General features: G+C 69.9%; 17 protein-coding genes. 9 read left to right on the forward strand and 8 right to left on the reverse strand.

From position 1 onward, the window contains the following. Nucleotides 1-29: 29 nt before the first annotated feature. Nucleotides 30-1,196: an FAD-dependent monooxygenase gene (locus tag ACH49X_RS06510; protein WP_357208159.1), complete on the forward strand. Its 1,167-nt coding sequence runs from the start codon at nt 30-32 to the stop codon at nt 1,194-1,196. A gap of 21 nt (nt 1,197-1,217) precedes the next feature. Here ACH49X_RS06510 and ACH49X_RS06515 read toward each other — a convergent pair whose 3' ends face one another. Further along, nucleotides 1,218-1,712 (reverse strand): hypothetical protein, encoded by a 495-nt coding sequence (locus ACH49X_RS06515; protein ID WP_357208157.1) that lies wholly within the window; start codon nt 1,710-1,712, stop codon nt 1,218-1,220. A 425-nt stretch (nt 1,713-2,137) separates the two neighbouring features. Beyond that, a complete protein-coding gene (locus ACH49X_RS06520) occupies nt 2,138-2,500 on the reverse strand; it encodes a hypothetical protein (RefSeq protein ID WP_357208155.1) in 363 nt (120 codons plus the stop codon). Nucleotides 2,501-2,550: 50 nt separating this feature from the next. Between ACH49X_RS06520 and ACH49X_RS06525 the strand changes: the two genes are divergently transcribed. The 3 genes from ACH49X_RS06525 (at nt 2,551) to ACH49X_RS06535 (ending at nt 5,555) form a co-directional block, all read left to right on the forward strand. Continuing rightward, nucleotides 2,551-3,945, forward strand: coding sequence for a phosphatidylglycerol lysyltransferase domain-containing protein (locus tag ACH49X_RS06525; RefSeq protein WP_357208152.1), 1,395 nt, complete (start codon nt 2,551-2,553; stop codon nt 3,943-3,945). 23 nt (nt 3,946-3,968) lie between these two features. Further along, nucleotides 3,969-4,922 carry a serine/threonine dehydratase gene (locus ACH49X_RS06530; protein ID WP_195078492.1) on the forward strand — a complete coding sequence of 318 codons (954 nt, stop codon included), beginning with the start codon at nt 3,969-3,971 and terminating at the stop codon, nt 4,920-4,922. A 102-nt stretch (nt 4,923-5,024) separates the two neighbouring features. Beyond that, nucleotides 5,025-5,555 carry a thioredoxin family protein gene (locus ACH49X_RS06535; RefSeq protein WP_397069027.1) on the forward strand — a complete coding sequence of 177 codons (531 nt, stop codon included), beginning with the start codon at nt 5,025-5,027 and terminating at the stop codon, nt 5,553-5,555. Here ACH49X_RS06535 and ACH49X_RS06540 read toward each other — a convergent pair. Next, nucleotides 5,536-6,327: a DJ-1/PfpI family protein gene (locus ACH49X_RS06540; protein ID WP_195078490.1), complete on the reverse strand. Its 792-nt coding sequence runs from the start codon at nt 6,325-6,327 to the stop codon at nt 5,536-5,538. The genes ACH49X_RS06535 and ACH49X_RS06540 overlap by 20 nt on opposite strands. 121 nt (nt 6,328-6,448) lie before the next feature. On the opposite strand from ACH49X_RS06540, the gene ACH49X_RS06545 reads away from it, so the two are divergent. Further along, complete coding sequence (locus ACH49X_RS06545; RefSeq protein WP_195078489.1) at nt 6,449-6,964, forward strand: ester cyclase; 516 nt, start codon at nt 6,449-6,451, stop codon at nt 6,962-6,964. Nucleotides 6,965-7,034: 70 nt separating this feature from the next. Beyond that, nucleotides 7,035-7,955, forward strand: a complete 921-nt coding sequence (locus ACH49X_RS06550) for a hypothetical protein (protein ID WP_195078488.1) — start codon at nt 7,035-7,037, stop codon at nt 7,953-7,955. A 4-nt stretch (nt 7,956-7,959) separates the two neighbouring features. Here the strand turns inward: ACH49X_RS06550 and ACH49X_RS06555 are convergent, their stop codons facing one another. Together ACH49X_RS06555 and ACH49X_RS06560 are read right to left on the reverse strand one after the other, a co-directional pair. Continuing rightward, nucleotides 7,960-8,574 carry a dihydrofolate reductase family protein gene (locus ACH49X_RS06555; RefSeq protein ID WP_195078487.1) on the reverse strand — a complete coding sequence of 205 codons (615 nt, stop codon included), beginning with the start codon at nt 8,572-8,574 and terminating at the stop codon, nt 7,960-7,962. 86 nt (nt 8,575-8,660) lie between these two features. Then, nucleotides 8,661-9,617, reverse strand: coding sequence for a GlxA family transcriptional regulator (locus ACH49X_RS06560; RefSeq protein WP_195078486.1), 957 nt, complete (start codon nt 9,615-9,617; stop codon nt 8,661-8,663). 153 nt (nt 9,618-9,770) lie between these two features. Here ACH49X_RS06560 and ACH49X_RS06565 point away from each other — a divergent pair, with 153 nt between their 5' ends. Continuing rightward, nucleotides 9,771-10,226: a hypothetical protein gene (locus tag ACH49X_RS06565; protein WP_195078485.1), complete on the forward strand. Its 456-nt coding sequence runs from the start codon at nt 9,771-9,773 to the stop codon at nt 10,224-10,226. A gap of 3 nt (nt 10,227-10,229) precedes the next feature. On the opposite strand, the gene ACH49X_RS06570 is transcribed toward ACH49X_RS06565, so the two are convergent. Next, nucleotides 10,230-11,135 carry a universal stress protein gene (locus tag ACH49X_RS06570; RefSeq protein WP_195078484.1) on the reverse strand — a complete coding sequence of 302 codons (906 nt, stop codon included), beginning with the start codon at nt 11,133-11,135 and terminating at the stop codon, nt 10,230-10,232. Nucleotides 11,136-11,208: 73 nt separating this feature from the next. Further along, complete coding sequence (locus ACH49X_RS06575) at nt 11,209-11,607, reverse strand: Ig-like domain repeat protein (protein WP_195078483.1); 399 nt, start codon at nt 11,605-11,607, stop codon at nt 11,209-11,211. Nucleotides 11,608-11,808: 201 nt separating this feature from the next. On the opposite strand from ACH49X_RS06575, the gene ACH49X_RS06580 reads away from it, so the two are divergent. Beyond that, entirely contained in the window at nt 11,809-12,717 is a 909-nt protein-coding gene (locus tag ACH49X_RS06580; RefSeq protein WP_357208148.1) for an EamA family transporter, read from the forward strand. 12 nt (nt 12,718-12,729) lie between these two features. On the opposite strand, the gene ACH49X_RS06585 is transcribed toward ACH49X_RS06580, so the two are convergent. After that, on the reverse strand, nt 12,730-13,617 hold the full coding sequence (locus tag ACH49X_RS06585) for a helix-turn-helix transcriptional regulator (RefSeq protein WP_357208146.1): 888 nt from the start codon (nt 13,615-13,617) through the stop codon (nt 12,730-12,732). A gap of 101 nt (nt 13,618-13,718) precedes the next feature. On the opposite strand from ACH49X_RS06585, the gene ACH49X_RS06590 reads away from it, so the two are divergent. Beyond that, the gene (locus ACH49X_RS06590; protein WP_195078480.1) at nt 13,719-14,471 is read left to right on the forward strand and encodes an SDR family oxidoreductase; all 753 of its coding nucleotides are present in this window, start codon (nt 13,719-13,721) and stop codon (nt 14,469-14,471) included.

Raw genomic sequence — 14,471 nt, forward strand, 5'->3', positions numbered from 1 at the left:
CCAACGGTCAGTCAACTAAGGAGGCGCTCATGGCGCACGAACCCCGCATCCTCATCTCCGGCGCGAGCATCGCCGGACCGACGCTCGCCTACTGGCTGGTGCGCAACGGCTTCCGCCCCACCGTCGTCGAGCGCAGCCCTGCGCTGCGCGCGGGCGGCAACGGCGTCGACATCCGCGCCGATGCGGTGCGGATCGCCGAGCGCATGGGCGTGCTGCCGCGACTGCGCGAACGCGCCACCGACATCCGCGAGCTGACCTTCGTTGATGCCGCCGACCGCCGGGTCGCCGGCATCAGCACGAGCACCTTCAACGCCGAGGGCGACATCGAGATCATGCGCGGCGACCTGGCCCAGGTGCTGTACGAGGCGACCGCCGACGACGTCGAGTACTCCTTCGGCGATTCGATCGCCGCGATCACCCAGCACCCCGGCGGCGTCGAGGTGACCTTCGACAGCGGTAAGCAGGCCGAATACGACCTCGTCCTCGGCGCCGACGGATTGCATTCGGGGACCAGGAATCTGGCCGTCATGCCGGAGCCCGACGCGTTGCACCACCTCGGCGTGTACTTCGCCACCGCGCGTATCGACGCCGAACTCGGACGTCCGCACTCGGTCACCCTCTACAACACGCCGGGGAAGGTGGCGGGCGTCTACCGGTCGGGGGCCCATGACACCGCGACGGCGTTCTTCGCCTTCCGGGAGGACCGTGTCCTCGATGTCGATCATCGCGACCAGGATGCTCAGAAAGCTCTGCTGCGCCGGCATTTCGACGATCGAGCCTGGCAGGTGCCCGCGCTGCTCGACCAGGCCACCGCCGACGACGGCTTCTATTTCGACGCGGTGAGCCAGGTCCGCATCCCGGCCTGGTCGAACGGGCGCGTCGCGCTGGTCGGCGACGCAGGCTACTGCGCGACGCTGCTGTCCGGAGCGGGCGCGGCGCTGGCCATCGAGGGCGCGCATCTGCTCGCGACCGAGCTGGCCGCGGCGGGCGGCGACCACCGGATCGCCTTCCGCCGCTACGAGCGAATCCTGCGTCCGAACGTGGTGCGGGCCCAGCGTTCGGTGCGGGCGAGCAGTTCCATGCTGATCCCGGCCACCGGCGGCCACATCTGGTTGCGCAACCAGCTGACCCGCCTGATGGTGCTGCAGGCTCTCGCGTCCCGCGTCTACCGGCCGGTCACTGTGCGCGCCGCCTGAGCGGCGGTCACCGAGCGCGGGTCAGCGCTGCGGCGGCGCGATCGGAACGATGGCGCGCGGCACGACGCGCAGATACGGATCACGCTGCGCGGCGGCGATCTTCGATTCCGGATCCCGGCAAGCCACGGTGACGTCGGTGTTCGGGACGGAGGAGAACGTCCACACCGTCACCCAATCCGTCCCGCCGAACGCCTCGGTCTTCTTCGCGTCCGACGAGCGCAGATCTTCATTCCGACCGGAACTGTCGGTGACCGTGCAGCGAATGCCACTGGCGGCCTGTCCCCACGCGGCGGGAGCCCGGATATCCAGCACCACATCGGCGGGCACCGGCACTTTCTTCGCTTCTCCCAGCAAAATTCGCAGACCGCCGTTGGCCGCGTCGTCGTCGCGCGCCGCGGCCGTCGTCGCCGCAGCGCTCGGCGCGGCAGCGGCATTCGTCGAGGTCGCCGCCGCACCCTCCCCCGGGTCGTCGGAACAACCGCATACGGCGGCGGCGACCAGCGCGGTAATCGCCATCCAGCTCAATTTCACAGTCGGACCTCTCGTCGCGCCCACTCGACAGGCGGTTGGTTCGGATCAGCCAGGCACTGAGCATGACAACGGGTCAGCGGAAAATCTCGGATACACGCCGAAGAACCGGCAATTGGACCGCAATCTCTTGAATCCACGCCGTACAGAAAGAAATAGGGTTGAATTGTCGATTCACTCCGATCGGGTGCCGTGCACGTTCGAGCAATCGTTCTGCAGCCGAGGGTTTCTTCGGTGCGGCGCACCAGCCGCTGCCAACGCCCGAACTCGGAGACTTGGGCGCATGCGCTGCGTTCTTCCCGGCGCTCGGCCGATGCGCGAGGCGCACACGCCCCGGCGGGCGATCGAGGACGCGCACGCCTACCTCGACCGGCTGGCGGGCTCAGCGTTCGTCGCGCCAAGCCCGCTGGCGGCTATGCCGGCGGCTCGCGCTGCGCACGGCGGCAGCCTTCGGCGACCGGATCGCCGCGGCGGCGAGTTTTCACGGCGGCCATCCGGCCGCCGAGACCCCGCATCAGGAGGCGGCGGCCATCACGGCGGCATCCCACGAGGACGCCTGCGAACGGCAGCTGCGCGAGCTCGTCGCGCTGCTCGATCGCTCGTTTCGGGCGACGAGGGAATAAAACGAGTTCATCCGATGTTTGCGCCTGCGTGGCGGGGCCTGCCTCCGGTCCGGTTCGCGCCACGCCAGCAACCGGCCGGTTTCGAAAAGGCATTTCCTCGAGACCGCCCGGGCGCATAGTGTGTCGGTAGGCGATCATCTGGAGGGCCACCATGGCGAAACTGTCGTGGGCATCAGAACGCGAAGGCAGGGCGGAGCCCCGTCGTGCCTGACGGCCAGGGAACCTCCAGCGCGCGCACGTTGCGCGCCGCCACCCTCAGCGGCTACCGGGAAGCCGCGTTCACCACGACACCCGCCACGCGCGCCATGCTGATCACGTTGGCACTGCTGATCGCGGTGATCCTGGCCTACGAATCCAACGTCACCTCCGACGAGACCGTCGACCACGGGTGGTTCGTCGCGCTCGCGCTGTCCGGGGTGTTCGTCGCGCGCGGGCTGCATCTGCGCAGGCCGATCACGCTTCCGCATCTCACCGCCGCGGTGCTGGTGCTCGCCGTCGCGCATGTGGCCTACCGCGCCGAGCATCCGGACGCCGGTTTCGTGCTGCTGGCCGCCACCGGCTTCGTGCTGGTGCTGCCCATATCCAGCAAACCGCAGCCCGATCAGCTGTACCGGGTGGCCGAGCTGGTCGGCCGCACCGAAGGCGATCCACTGGCGCCGTTCGCCTTGCACTCGGCCAAGACCTACTTCTTCAACGCGTCCTCGACCGCCGCGATCGGCTATCGCGCCCGCTTCGGCATCGCCGCCGTGGCCGGCGACCCGATCGGCGATCGCGCGGCTTTCCCCGAACTGGTCGCCGCGTTCTCCGACTTCGCCGTCAACCAGGGCTGGCGCGTCGCCGTGCTCGGCGCGAGCCCGGAACTGGCGGAGCTGTGGCAGGTGTGGGCGCTGGAGCATCGCGGGCTGCGCGCGGTCCCGATCGGCCGCGACGTGGTGCTCGACGTGGACGAGTTCAACCTGGTCGGACGCAAGTTCCGCAACCTGCGCCAAGCCGTGAGCCGCACCAAGAATTTCGGCGTCACCACCGAGGTGGTGTACGAGTCGGCGCTCACCGAGCAGCGGCGCGAAGAGTTGCTCGCCATCGTCGACGAATGGCGGCGGGGCAGGCAGACCCGCGGCTTCTCGATGATCCTCGACCATCTGCTCGACGGGCGGAACCCCAACATGCTGGTGGTGATCGCCAGCGACGCCGACGGCAACCCGGTCGGCTTCCAGCGCTACGGCGTTTCGGGGCGGGGAAGGGAACTGAGCCTCGACGTGCCGTGGCGGCGCAGAGACGCACCCAACGGCCTGGACGAACGCATGATCGTCGATCTGGTCGACTATGCCGCGGCGCACGACATCCACCGGATCTCGCTGGCTTTCGCCCCGTTCCCCGAACTGTTCGCCGAGAAGGACAAATCGCGCACGGCCACGCTGTTCTACCTGCTGGTGCACCTCGCGGATCCGCTGATCCGGCTGGAATCGCTCTACCGCTTCCTGCGGAAGTTCCACGCGCTGTCGGAGCAGCGGTACGCGTTGATCCGCTGGCGCGAAGTGGTGATCGCCGCCGCCGCGCTGCTCACCTTGGAGTTCGTCCCGCACCGCCGCGAGCACTGAGCGGCACGACAGGCGGGAATCCGATGGAACTGACCCACAGCGACGTCAAGGCCGCCGCCGCGCGGGTGGCCGGGCAGATCAGGCCGGTGGCCGTGGCGCAGGCCGACCACACGGGCGAGTTGTGGTTCGCGCTGGAGTTCCTCCAGCACACCGGCAGCTTCAAAGCGCGCGGAGCGCTCAACTTCTTGCTCGCGCACCGCGAGAACGGCACGCTCCCCCGGGTCGGCGTGACGATCGCCTCCGGCGGCAATGCCGGACTCGCGTGTGCGTGGGCGGCCCGCAACCAGGGCATCCCCGCCACGGTGTTCCTGCCCACCACCGCGCCGCGGGTCAAAGTGGACCGGTTGCTCTCCTATGGCGCAGACGTCCGTCTGGTGGGAACGCAGTACGCCGACGCGCTCGCGGCCAGTCGCGAGTTCGCCGACGCCACCGGGGCCCTGCTCTCCCACGCCTACGACAACCCGCTGATCGCGGCCGGCGCAGGCACGCTGATGACGGAGATCCACGAGCGCATTCCCGACCTGAGCGCCGTCGTGGTCGCCGTCGGCGGCGGCGGGCTGTTCGCGGGTGTCGCCACGGCCGCCGACCACTACGGCGTCCGGACCGTCGCCGTCGAACCCGTCCGTTGCCGCGCGTTGCACGCTGCGATCGCGGCCGGGCAGGTGGTGGACGTGGAGGTCGACTCGGTCGCCGCCGACTCGCTCGGCGCCCGGCGCGCCACGGAGCTGGCGCTGACCGCCGCACGGCGTTACGACGTGACATCGGTGCTGGTCGAGGAGGACGCGATTGTCGCGGCGCGCCGCGAGTTGTGGGCGCGGCGCCGCCTCGCTGTCGAGCACGCCGCGGCGACCGCGCTGGCGGCGCTGCGCGGCGACGAGCCCGCGTTCCGGCCCCCACCCGGCGAGCGGATGTGCGTGGTGCTGTGCGGAGCGAACACCGACCCGGCCGATCTGGCCGGCGCCCGCCACGCCGACTGACGGCCCATCGGCGTATTTCCGACGAATCGGACGACACGGGGTTAGGCTGCCGCTGTCCTCTGCGATCCCGACGGAAGGCACACCATGGCGCATACCTCCCACATGGTTCCCATCGGTACACCGCTACCCGGCTTCTCGCTGCCCGATCTCGACCAGCGGATCTACTCCCGCGACGACTTCGCCGACGGCCCGGGTCTGCTGGTCGTCTTCGCATGCAATCACTGCCCGTACGTCAAGCACATCGAGGCGGCGCTCGGCGAACTGGTCGACTCGCTGCCGTCCATGCCGACCGTGGCGATCTGCACCAACGACGCGACCGCCTACCCGGACGACGCCCCGCTGCGACTGCGCGACCAAGCGATCCGCGCCGGCTGGACCTTTCCCTACCTCGTCGACGAGGAACAGCACGTGGGCCGGGCCTTCCGCGCGGCGTGCACCCCCGATTTCTTCCTCTACGACGCGAACCTCCGGCTCGCTTACCGCGGCGCCTTCGACGAATCGACACCCGGGAACGGCAAACCGCTGACCGGAAACGACTTGCGCACGGCCGTCGAAGCCGTGCTGGCGGGCGAACCCGCACCCGAACCGCACCGCCCGAGCATGGGTTGCTCGATCAAATGGCGGGACGCCTGAAGACCTTCCCGCGTTCGCGCGCCCGACGAATCGCGCTACGCCACGCCAACTGCGGCACGGCGGCCGACAACCTGGCGAATTCCGCGAGGTTGCCCGGCTCGACCACGGTCCTGGCCTGTTGGGCGGTGGCGGCCAGCCGCACGGCGCGCGAGGCTTTGCCGACATGACCGGCGTCGTAAGGCGGCTGCGGGTCGTACTCGATGATCAATTGAGCGGTCTGCGCCTGCTGCTCCCCGAAGATCTCTCCCACCAGCCACAGCGCCAGGTCGATGCCCGCGGAGACGCCCGCGGCCGTGACCGTCTTCCCGTCGCGCACCACCCGTTCGTCCGGGCGAGCGTCGGCGCCGAGGGCGCGCAATGCCGACTGTGCCAGCCAGTGCGTCGTGGCGGGCCGTCCGTGCAGCAGTCCTGCGGCCGCCAGTACCAGCGAGCCCGTGCACACCGAGGTCGTCCACAGCGTGCTCTGGTGCGCTCGCCGCAACCAGGCCAGCAGCGCGTCGTCGACCGCGGCGACCGTCGAGCCGGGTCCACCGGGGACGAGCAGGATGTCGGGCGTCGGCGTCTCGTCGAACGAGTGCGTGGCGCCCAGCACCAGCACCCCGCTGTCGGTGGTGATCGGTCCCGGCTCGTGCCAGACGAACCGGATCTCCACCCCCGGCGCGAAACGCAGCACCTCGTACGGGCCGATCGCGTCGAGCGCGGTCATCCCCGGATAGGTCACTATCGCGATACGCACGGTCTTGCCCGCTGCGCGCCCTTCGGACCCGGTCATCGTCGACCCCTCCGCCGAAAATCTGTGAGACGAAGAAAGAATCAGACTCTCATTGTGCCCGGCGCGTGTCAATCGCTGCCGTGATGGACGCACCCGCCGTTTCCCGACGAAAGGATTCCCGTTGACCGAATCAGACGAGCCGGGCGCGGTGGCGCGTCGTTATGTCGAGGCGATCGGCGCGCAGGACTGGCCCACCGTCGCCGGCTGCTGGCGGCCCGGTGCGCGTGACGTGTTCGTCGGCGTCGCCGATCTGCGCGCTCCGGGCGAGATCGTGACCTTCTTCCGCGACGTGCACGCCGCGGTCCCCGATCTGACCGTGGACATCCTCTCGGTCACCGCGCAAGACGAGCGTGCCGTGGTGCACTGGCGCATGCGCGGCCGGTTCGACGGCACCGCGCCGCTGATCGGGTTGGCCCCCAACGGAAGACAGCTCGACTTGCTCGGCACCGATGTGTTCGTCGTGCGCGAGGGACTGATCGAGTCGAACACCGCGATCGTCAACGGACTGGAACTCGCCCGCCAACTCGCCGTCCTGCCCCCGCAGCACTCGATCGCCGAGCGAGTGCTGTTCGGGCTCGTCAATTCGATTGCGCCACTGGGCAAAGCGATCCGGGCGCGCAACCGATCCGGACGATGATCCCGGCTGCCGATCTCGCCCCGGATGAGGGACACTGTTCCCGGCACCGGGGAACGAAAGGGGTGGGACATTGGCGACGATCGTCCTCGTACACGGCATCGCGCAGGAACAGGAATCGGCCGACACGCTGGAGGCGCGCTGGCTGCCGGGGCTCGCGGGAGGCGTCCGCAACCACGGCGCACCGGAATTGGCTGACCGCTTGTGGCGCAACGGCGCTCCCGGCGACCTGTCCACCCGCATGGCCTTCTACGGCGATCGGTTCCTGATCGAGGGCGCGCAGGGCACGGGTGCCGAACTCGACGACGCGCAACGGGATCTGATGGAGCAACTCGCGGCCGCATGGCTCGCCACGGCCGTGGAACACGCCGGTGACCAGCGCGATCGAGCGACGGCCCGCCGCCTGGGCACCCCACCGCCGCCGGACGCGGTGGCGCAGGGAACGCAAGCGCGGCTGCGGCCGGCTTTGAACGCGCTGATGCGTTTGCGCTGGTTCGCGCCGTTCGGATTCGGGCTGGCGCAGAAGTTCGTCATCTCCGCGTTGTCCCAGGTCGCTCGATACTTCACCGACGACGAGTTGCGGGAGTACGCCCAGCGGCAGGTGCTCGACCAGGTGGGCCCGGAGACACGCCTGGTGATCGCGCACTCGCTGGGCAGCGTGGTCGCCTACGAAGCGCTGCACCGCACCGGCCACCCGGTGACGCTGCTGACCATGGGCTCGCCGCTGGGCCTGCGCACGGTCGTGTACGACCGGCTGCGCCCGCAGCCGAGCGCCGTGCCGAAGGCGGTGACGAGCTGGCACAACCTGGTGGACGAGGATGATCTCGTCGCGGCGCACCTCGACCTCGCTCCGTTCTTCCCGCCGTGTTCCGGCGGCGCCGTCGTTCCGGTCACCGAGCCGCACTTCGACAACGGCGCGTCACCGCACGACTCGACGAGTTATCTCGTCAAGTCGGTCACCGGCGGCATCGTCGCGAAGGCGCTCGGCCACTGAAGTCCTACCGGACTGCTTGGGACAGATGCACTTTCGCGTCCTCGTAGGTCCCGGCCTGCGCGGCGTCGTCGCGGGTGTAGACCAGATGCAGCACACCGGTGTCGAAGGTGGCCGACGACAGCAGGCGCAGCGCGACGGTGGGCGCGCCGTCCTGGAACAGGCGCTCGCCCTTGCCGACCGCGATCGGATGCACCAGCAGATGCAGCTCGTCCAGCAGCCCGGCGGCCAGCAATTGACGGACGACCGAGACCGAGCCGCTCATACCGATGTCCCCGCCCGGCTCGGCCTTCAACGCCGTCACCGCCTCGATCAGGCCGCCGTCGATCACTTCGGAGTTGCGCCAATCGAATTCGAGATGCTGCCGGGTCACCACGATCTTGCGCGCATCGCCCAGTTTCTTCGCGAACGCCGCGTCCGGGCCGCCCGCCGCTTCGCGCTCCGGCCACGCGCCGGCGAAGCTCTCGTAGGTCTTGCGGCCGAGCAACAGGGTGTCGGCGGCGCCGAGCTGGGCGTCGACGGCCGCGCCCATGGCGTCGTCGAAGTACGGGAAATGCCAGTCCTGCGGGTCTTCGACCACGCCGTCGACGGCGATGAACAGACCAGCGGTGATCTTCCTCATGTGCGTTGCTCCCGGATCGTGTTACGAAGGTGGTCGCTTGATCCGACGGGACGACGCGCGGGAACTCATCGGTCGGCTCGACACGCCTATCGGTTCGCGCCGGAACCGTGGAACGCCGCACGGTAGCTGTGCGGGCTCGTCCCGACCACTCGCTTGAAGCGGTCACGGAACGCGGTCGGCGACCCGAACCCGACCTGGCCCGCGATCCGATCGACCGGGTGGCTGGTGGCTTCGAGCAGATGCTGAGCCTGCCGGATGCGGGCGCGCAGCAGCCATTGCAGCGGAGTGGTTCCGGTGTGTTCGCGAAACCGGCGGTTGAGCGTGCGGGTGCTCATCCCGGCCTGCGCGGCGATGTCGTCGAGGGTGAGATCGCGCGCGGAGTTGTCCTGGATCCAGCGCAGCACCGGCTCCAGCGCCGAGCCGCGCGGCGTCGGCGGCTGATCGTGCACGATGAACTGCGCCTGTCCGCCTTCCCGTTCCAGTGGCACGACCGACTTCCTGGCCGCGTCCGCCGCGACCGCCGAGCCGTAGTCGCGGCGGATCATGTGCAGGCACAGGTCGATTCCGGCGGCGGCGCCCGCCGAGGTGAGCAGCGAGCCGTTGTCCACGTACAACACGCCGGGGTCCACCTCGATGTCCGGGTAACGGGCGGCGAGTTCGGCGGCGGCGAGCCAGTGCGTGGTCGCGCGATGACCGTTCAGCAATCCGGTCGCCGCCAGGATGAAGGCGCCGGAACAGATCGACGCGATGCGGGTGCCCGCGGCGGCGGCCCGGCGCAGCGCGTCGATCACCTCGTCCGGCACCGGAAGGCCCACATCGGCGCAGCCGGGCAGCACGATCGTGTCGGCCTCGGCCAGCGCGTCGAGACCGCGGGACGCTCGCAGGGTGAACACTCCGGCGTCGACCGTCGGCGCGCACGCGCAGACCAGCACGCGATAGGCGGGGCGGCCGTCGGGCAGGCAGGTGCGGCCGAACACCTCCACCGGCGTGGCCAGATCGAACGAGATCACCTGGTCCAGCGCGAGTACGACCACGGTGTGCATGGCAATAGTGTAGTAGTCCAGTCGATTCCAGCCAACGCGGTTCACCTGGGTCTCGCAAGGACTCCGCATTTCACAGTGGGTGGCGATAATCCGGCGGTATATGGCACTTTCGCCAATTCCTCGCGCGCCCGACACTGGTTAGTGTCGACCGCCGTGACGAAGTTCCTGCTCTCGGTCCACGTGCTCGCCGTGATCATCGCCGTCGGACCCGTGACGGTGGCTGCCAGCATGTTTCCGGCCACCACCCGCCGTGCCCTGACCCCTTCGGGGGCCGACCACAGCCCCGCCGTGCTCGGCACGCTGCACCGCATCTGCCGGGTCTACGCACTGCTCGGTGTGCTGGTCCCGGCGTTCGGCGTGCTCACCGCCCTCAGTCTCGGCGTGCTCGGCGACGCCTGGCTGATCGTGTCGATCGGGTTGACCACGGCCGCCGCGGGCGTGCTCGCACTGCTCGTGCTGCCGGGACAGCAGAAGATCCTGGCCGACCTCACCGGGACCACCCCGGCGCTGATCCGCCGTCTCGCCATGGACACCGGGGTCTTCAATCTGCTGTGGGCGGCGGTCACCGTTCTGATGATCGTCCGGCCGGGTTCTACGACCGGAGCGTGACGCTCAGTCGGGCAGGTGGCGGACTTCCATCGAGAGGTCGCGGACGATCATGATCGGGCACGCCACCGACAGCAGCAGCGACTGACTGGTCGAGCCGAGCAGCATGCCGGCGAACCCGCCCCTGCCCCGGCTGCCCACCACGAGCAGCTGGGCCTGTCCGGACCGTTCGAGCAGGCAGCGCTCGGGCCGGTCGGTCACGATCTCGCGGCGGATCTCGACATCGGGAAAACGCTCCTGCCATCCGGCGAGGCTCTCCGCGAGCACGATCTGCTTCTCGGTGTCCACCGCGAGCTCCGCGCTCACCGACGGCACTTCGGCGCCGGTCCACACGTGCAGGGCCAGCAGGGGCGCATCTCGCGCCGAGGCCTCGTGCAGCGCCGCTTCGATGGCGGGTTCGCTGATCTGCGTGCCGTCCACCCCGACCACGATCAGCTGCTTCCTGGCCTCCTCGGTGAGCGGCGCGCCCTCCCGGACCACGACCAGCGGGCAACGCGCCCGGCGCGCGAGCGCCGCGCTGACCGAGCCGAGCAGCGCGCGCCTCACGGTTCCGCGTTCGCGGGTGCCGACCACCATCATCCGCGCTCCGCCGGTGCGATCGAGCAGCGCCGGACCGACCGGCTCGTACACCATCTCGGTGGCGATCTCGATGTCGCGCAGCGCCCTGACCGCGATCCGCGCCTCTTCGGTCGCGGTGTCGAGCACCCAGCGTCCGTGCCCCTCCAGCCGGGTGTAGTCGGTGCTGGTGAGCGGTTCGGTGACGCCGGGCCCGTAGTCGGCGACCGGGTCGAGCACGTGCACCAGACGCAGTGGCGCCCGATGCTGCGCGGCGGCCTGTGCGCCCCACGCGACCGCCGCCGACGATCCGGCGGAGCCGTCCACACCGACCACGATCGGCCCGTTGCTTCGCATGCTCAGTTCCTTTCCGGACGAAAAGATCGAGCTCGGCATCGCCGGTTGCGGCCCTACCGGCGCGGCGAACCGGTCAACCGCCGCTGACGATGCACGCATACCCGAGGTGGACGCCTTCACCGACCCGCAGGTCGATACTCGCCACATACGGCGCGTACGGCTCCTGCACCGCGCTGACGGTGTGCGGGCCCGGTGTGGCGGGCACCCAGTCGATCAGCGCGACGCCGCCGGACGGCCGCACCACGCCGAACGGAATGCCGTTGTCGTAGAAAGTCACCGGTGCGACGGTGTCGGTCACCGTGGCTCGCGCGGTGTGGGTGCAGCCCGTCCCGTAGTTCGTCGCCAAGCCGTAATTGATGCCGGGATACATCCCTACCTGGGTCACCGTGGCTCCGGCCAGGGAAGGGCAAGCCAGCGCGACTGCCGCGCCTGTTCCGATCGCCGCCGCTGTCGCGGCAACTCCTTTTCGCATGCGAGGTGGTCCTATCGGTCGTGTGTCGCTCTTCGTCGAACGGACGCCGGCCGCGCACCGGCGCGATAACTAGATAGTCACTCCCCCACGGGTTCGACGGAGGCAAACCGCGGAATCTCGATCAGATGCCTTACCGACCGGCGGTCGTGTCATACCGGCGTGGTTGTGTGTCCGAAGGTCTTGCCGAGACGGAGGTGTGGCGTGGTTGCGATCGACTTCGAGCGGAGGGTGCGCGGCGCGAGGCCGGTGTCGATCTGGCGATCGGTCGCCGCCCATGGGCTCGGTGGCGTCCCGCCGACGGCGCTGGTGCTGACGGGCATCGTCAGCGTGCAGGTCGGCGCGGCGGTGGCGAAGCAGTTGTTCGCGGCGACCGGCGCGGCTGGGGCGGTCACGCTGCGGCTGGTCTTCGCCGGCATCGTCCTGCTGGTGATCTGGCGCTCGTCGCTGCGGGTGGCGCGTCGTGCGTTGCCGGTGGTCCTCGGCTACGGCGCGGTGCTCGCGCTGATGAACCTCTCGTTCTACGAGGCGATCGACCGGATTCCGCTGGGCATGGCGGTGACCATCGAGTTCCTTGGACCGCTGAGCGTCGCGCTGGCCGGATCACGGCGCTGGATCGACCCGTTGTGGGCGGTGCTGGCCGGGGCCGGAGTGCTGCTGCTGACCAGGGCGGACGGCGAGGTGAACTGGGCCGGGGTGCTGTTCGCGCTGGCCGCGGCGGCGTGCTGGGCGGGCTATATCTTGCTGAGTGCCGCGCTCGGCGAACAGACCAGTGGCGGCGGCGGTCTGGCGCTGGCCATGGCGTTCGGCGGTGTGATCATGCTGCCGGTCGGCGTGCTCGACGCAGGGGCCGCGCTGTTGCAACCCGGCGTGCTCGCCGCCGGGTTCGCGGTGGCGATGCTGTCGTCGGTGCTGCCGTATTCGGTGGAGCTGGAAGCGCTGCGGCGGATTCCGCCGCGCGTCTTCGGCGTGCTGATGAGCCTGGAGCCCGCGGTCGCGGCGATCGCGGGCCTGCTCGTCCTCGGTCAGAGCATGAATCTCGGACAGTGGGCAGGCGTGGCGTGTGTGGTCGCGGCGTCGGCCGGGGCGACGCGCACCGAAGCGAAGGATTGACGCGCGGGCCGCTCAGCGGGTTTGCCGGGAGGAGTCCGGGTGCCCGGCTGCGCGCTGCTCATCGGCTGCCGTGCCGGGGTTGTCCGCGATCAAGCTGCCGAGCAGCGCCAGCGATCGCTCCGAGGACGATCCCGGTTCCGCGTGGTAGGCGATGAGCATCTGCCCCGGCGCGCCGTTCACGCTGAACGTCTCATAGGACAGGGTCAGGTCCCCGACCATGGGGTTGCGGAATTCCTTGACGCCCGCGGTCTTCACCCGCACGTCGTGGCGCGCCCACAGCTGGCGGAACTCCTCGCTCTTCAGCGACAGCTCACCCACCAGCTCGGTCAGTCGCGGGTCGTCCAGGTCCGCGCCCGCGGTCGCGCGCAGGCTGGCGACGGTGTCGGCGGCGATGGTCGGCCAATCCGAGTAGAGGTCGCGCGCCTCCGGATCGAGGAAGACCATGCGCACCTGATTGACGCCAGGAACCGAACACGAGTTGACGGCCGCGGCCAGCGGGTTCGCCGCCAGCACGTCCAGATATCTGCCCAGCACCAGGGCGGGAGTGTTCGGCCACGCGTCCATCAGGCGCAGCAGGCCGGGCGCGACGCGTTCGGGCCGCCGCGAGGCGCGCTGGCGCTTTGCCGTGGGCCGGGCCAGTTCGCGCAGGTGCGCCGTGCCCTCCTCGTCCAGCGCGAATACGCGTGCGAGCGACGCGATGACCTGTTCGGAGGGATGCCGGTCGCGCCCTTGCTCCAGTCGCACGTAATAGTCGGCGCTCACCCCGGCCAGCAGGGCGATCTCCTCCCGGCGCAGCCCCGCGACCCGCCGCTGGCCGCCGCCGGGCAGGCCGAAATCCTCCGGTCGCACCAGTTCGCGGCGCGCGCGCAGGAAGGCGCCCAGTCGATTGTCGGAGTCCATGATTCGAGCGTAGGTCAGGCGGCCTGCCCCTGGGTGGCCCTGCGACTCCCAGGAAGTCCGCAGCCTGTCAGGTGCGCGCGAAGGGCAGGAAGGTGGTGGACATGACGAACAACAACCTCACCGGCCGCGTCGCGGTCGTCACCGGAGCATCGAGTGGAATCGGCGCCGCAACCGCGCGGCGGCTCGCGCAGGGCGGCGCCAAGGTCGCCTTGCTGGGAAGGCGCAAGGATCGCATCGAGGAACTCGCCGCCGAACTGGGCGCGGACGCGCTGGCGGTGGTCGCCGACGTCGGCGACCAGCAGTCCGTGCGGGATGCCGCCGCCACGGTGCGCGCGGCGTTCGGGCCCGTCGACCTCGTCGTCGCGAACGCGGGCGTCATGCTGGCCGCGCCGTTCGAGTCCGCGCTCACCGACGAGTGGGACCAGATGGTCGGCACCAACGTCACCGGCCTGCTCTACACCGGGCGGGCGTTCATCGAGGACCTGCTCGCCGCCGCGAGCGAAGGCAAGCGCGCGGATCTCGTGCTGGTCGGCTCGATCGGCGGGCACACGGTCTTCCCCAACTACGCCGTCTACACCGCCACCAAGGCGGCGGTCGCGCACCTGACCCGCAATCTGCGCGCCGAATTCGGGCCGCGCGGCGTGCGGATCAAGAACATCGAACCCGGTTTCGTCGGCACCGAACTCGGCGACGGCATGCGGGACGAGCAGCAGCGCGCGGGGCTGGCGCAATGGCGAACGGCGATCAAGATCCTGGAACCCGGCGATATCGCCGACGCGATCGCCTACGCCGTCGACGTTCCCGAGCACGTCAACATCGCCGAACTCGTCGTCGTGCCGACCCAGCAGGGCTGA

The organism is Nocardia sp. NPDC019323, assembly GCF_044389845.1.
GTDB lineage: Bacteria > Actinomycetota > Actinomycetes > Mycobacteriales > Mycobacteriaceae > Nocardia > Nocardia implantans.

What these genes read in the sequence shown, in the direction of transcription:
- ACH49X_RS06530 (WP_195078492.1), top strand. Translation starts at nt 3,969, where the DNA reads ATGGAACTGACCCACAGCGACGTCAAGGCCGCCGCCGCGCGGGTGGCC.
- ACH49X_RS06560 (WP_195078486.1), bottom strand. Translation starts at nt 9,617, where the DNA reads ATGCACACCGTGGTCGTACTCGCGCTGGACCAGGTGATCTCGTTCGAT.
- ACH49X_RS06585 (WP_357208146.1), bottom strand. Translation starts at nt 13,617, where the DNA reads ATGGACTCCGACAATCGACTGGGCGCCTTCCTGCGCGCGCGCCGCGAA.
- ACH49X_RS06515 (WP_357208157.1), bottom strand. Translation starts at nt 1,712, where the DNA reads ATGGCGATTACCGCGCTGGTCGCCGCCGCCGTATGCGGTTGTTCCGAC.
- ACH49X_RS06540 (WP_195078490.1), bottom strand. Translation starts at nt 6,327, where the DNA reads ATGACCGGGTCCGAAGGGCGCGCAGCGGGCAAGACCGTGCGTATCGCG.
- ACH49X_RS06555 (WP_195078487.1), bottom strand. Translation starts at nt 8,574, where the DNA reads ATGAGGAAGATCACCGCTGGTCTGTTCATCGCCGTCGACGGCGTGGTC.
- ACH49X_RS06570 (WP_195078484.1), bottom strand. Translation starts at nt 11,135, where the DNA reads ATGCGAAGCAACGGGCCGATCGTGGTCGGTGTGGACGGCTCCGCCGGA.
- ACH49X_RS06590 (WP_195078480.1), top strand. Translation starts at nt 13,719, where the DNA reads ATGACGAACAACAACCTCACCGGCCGCGTCGCGGTCGTCACCGGAGCA.
- ACH49X_RS06575 (WP_195078483.1), bottom strand. Translation starts at nt 11,607, where the DNA reads ATGCGAAAAGGAGTTGCCGCGACAGCGGCGGCGATCGGAACAGGCGCG.
- ACH49X_RS06510 (WP_357208159.1), top strand. Translation starts at nt 30, where the DNA reads ATGGCGCACGAACCCCGCATCCTCATCTCCGGCGCGAGCATCGCCGGA.
- ACH49X_RS06535 (WP_397069027.1), top strand. Translation starts at nt 5,025, where the DNA reads ATGGTTCCCATCGGTACACCGCTACCCGGCTTCTCGCTGCCCGATCTC.
- ACH49X_RS06520 (WP_357208155.1), bottom strand. Translation starts at nt 2,500, where the DNA reads ATGGTGGCCCTCCAGATGATCGCCTACCGACACACTATGCGCCCGGGC.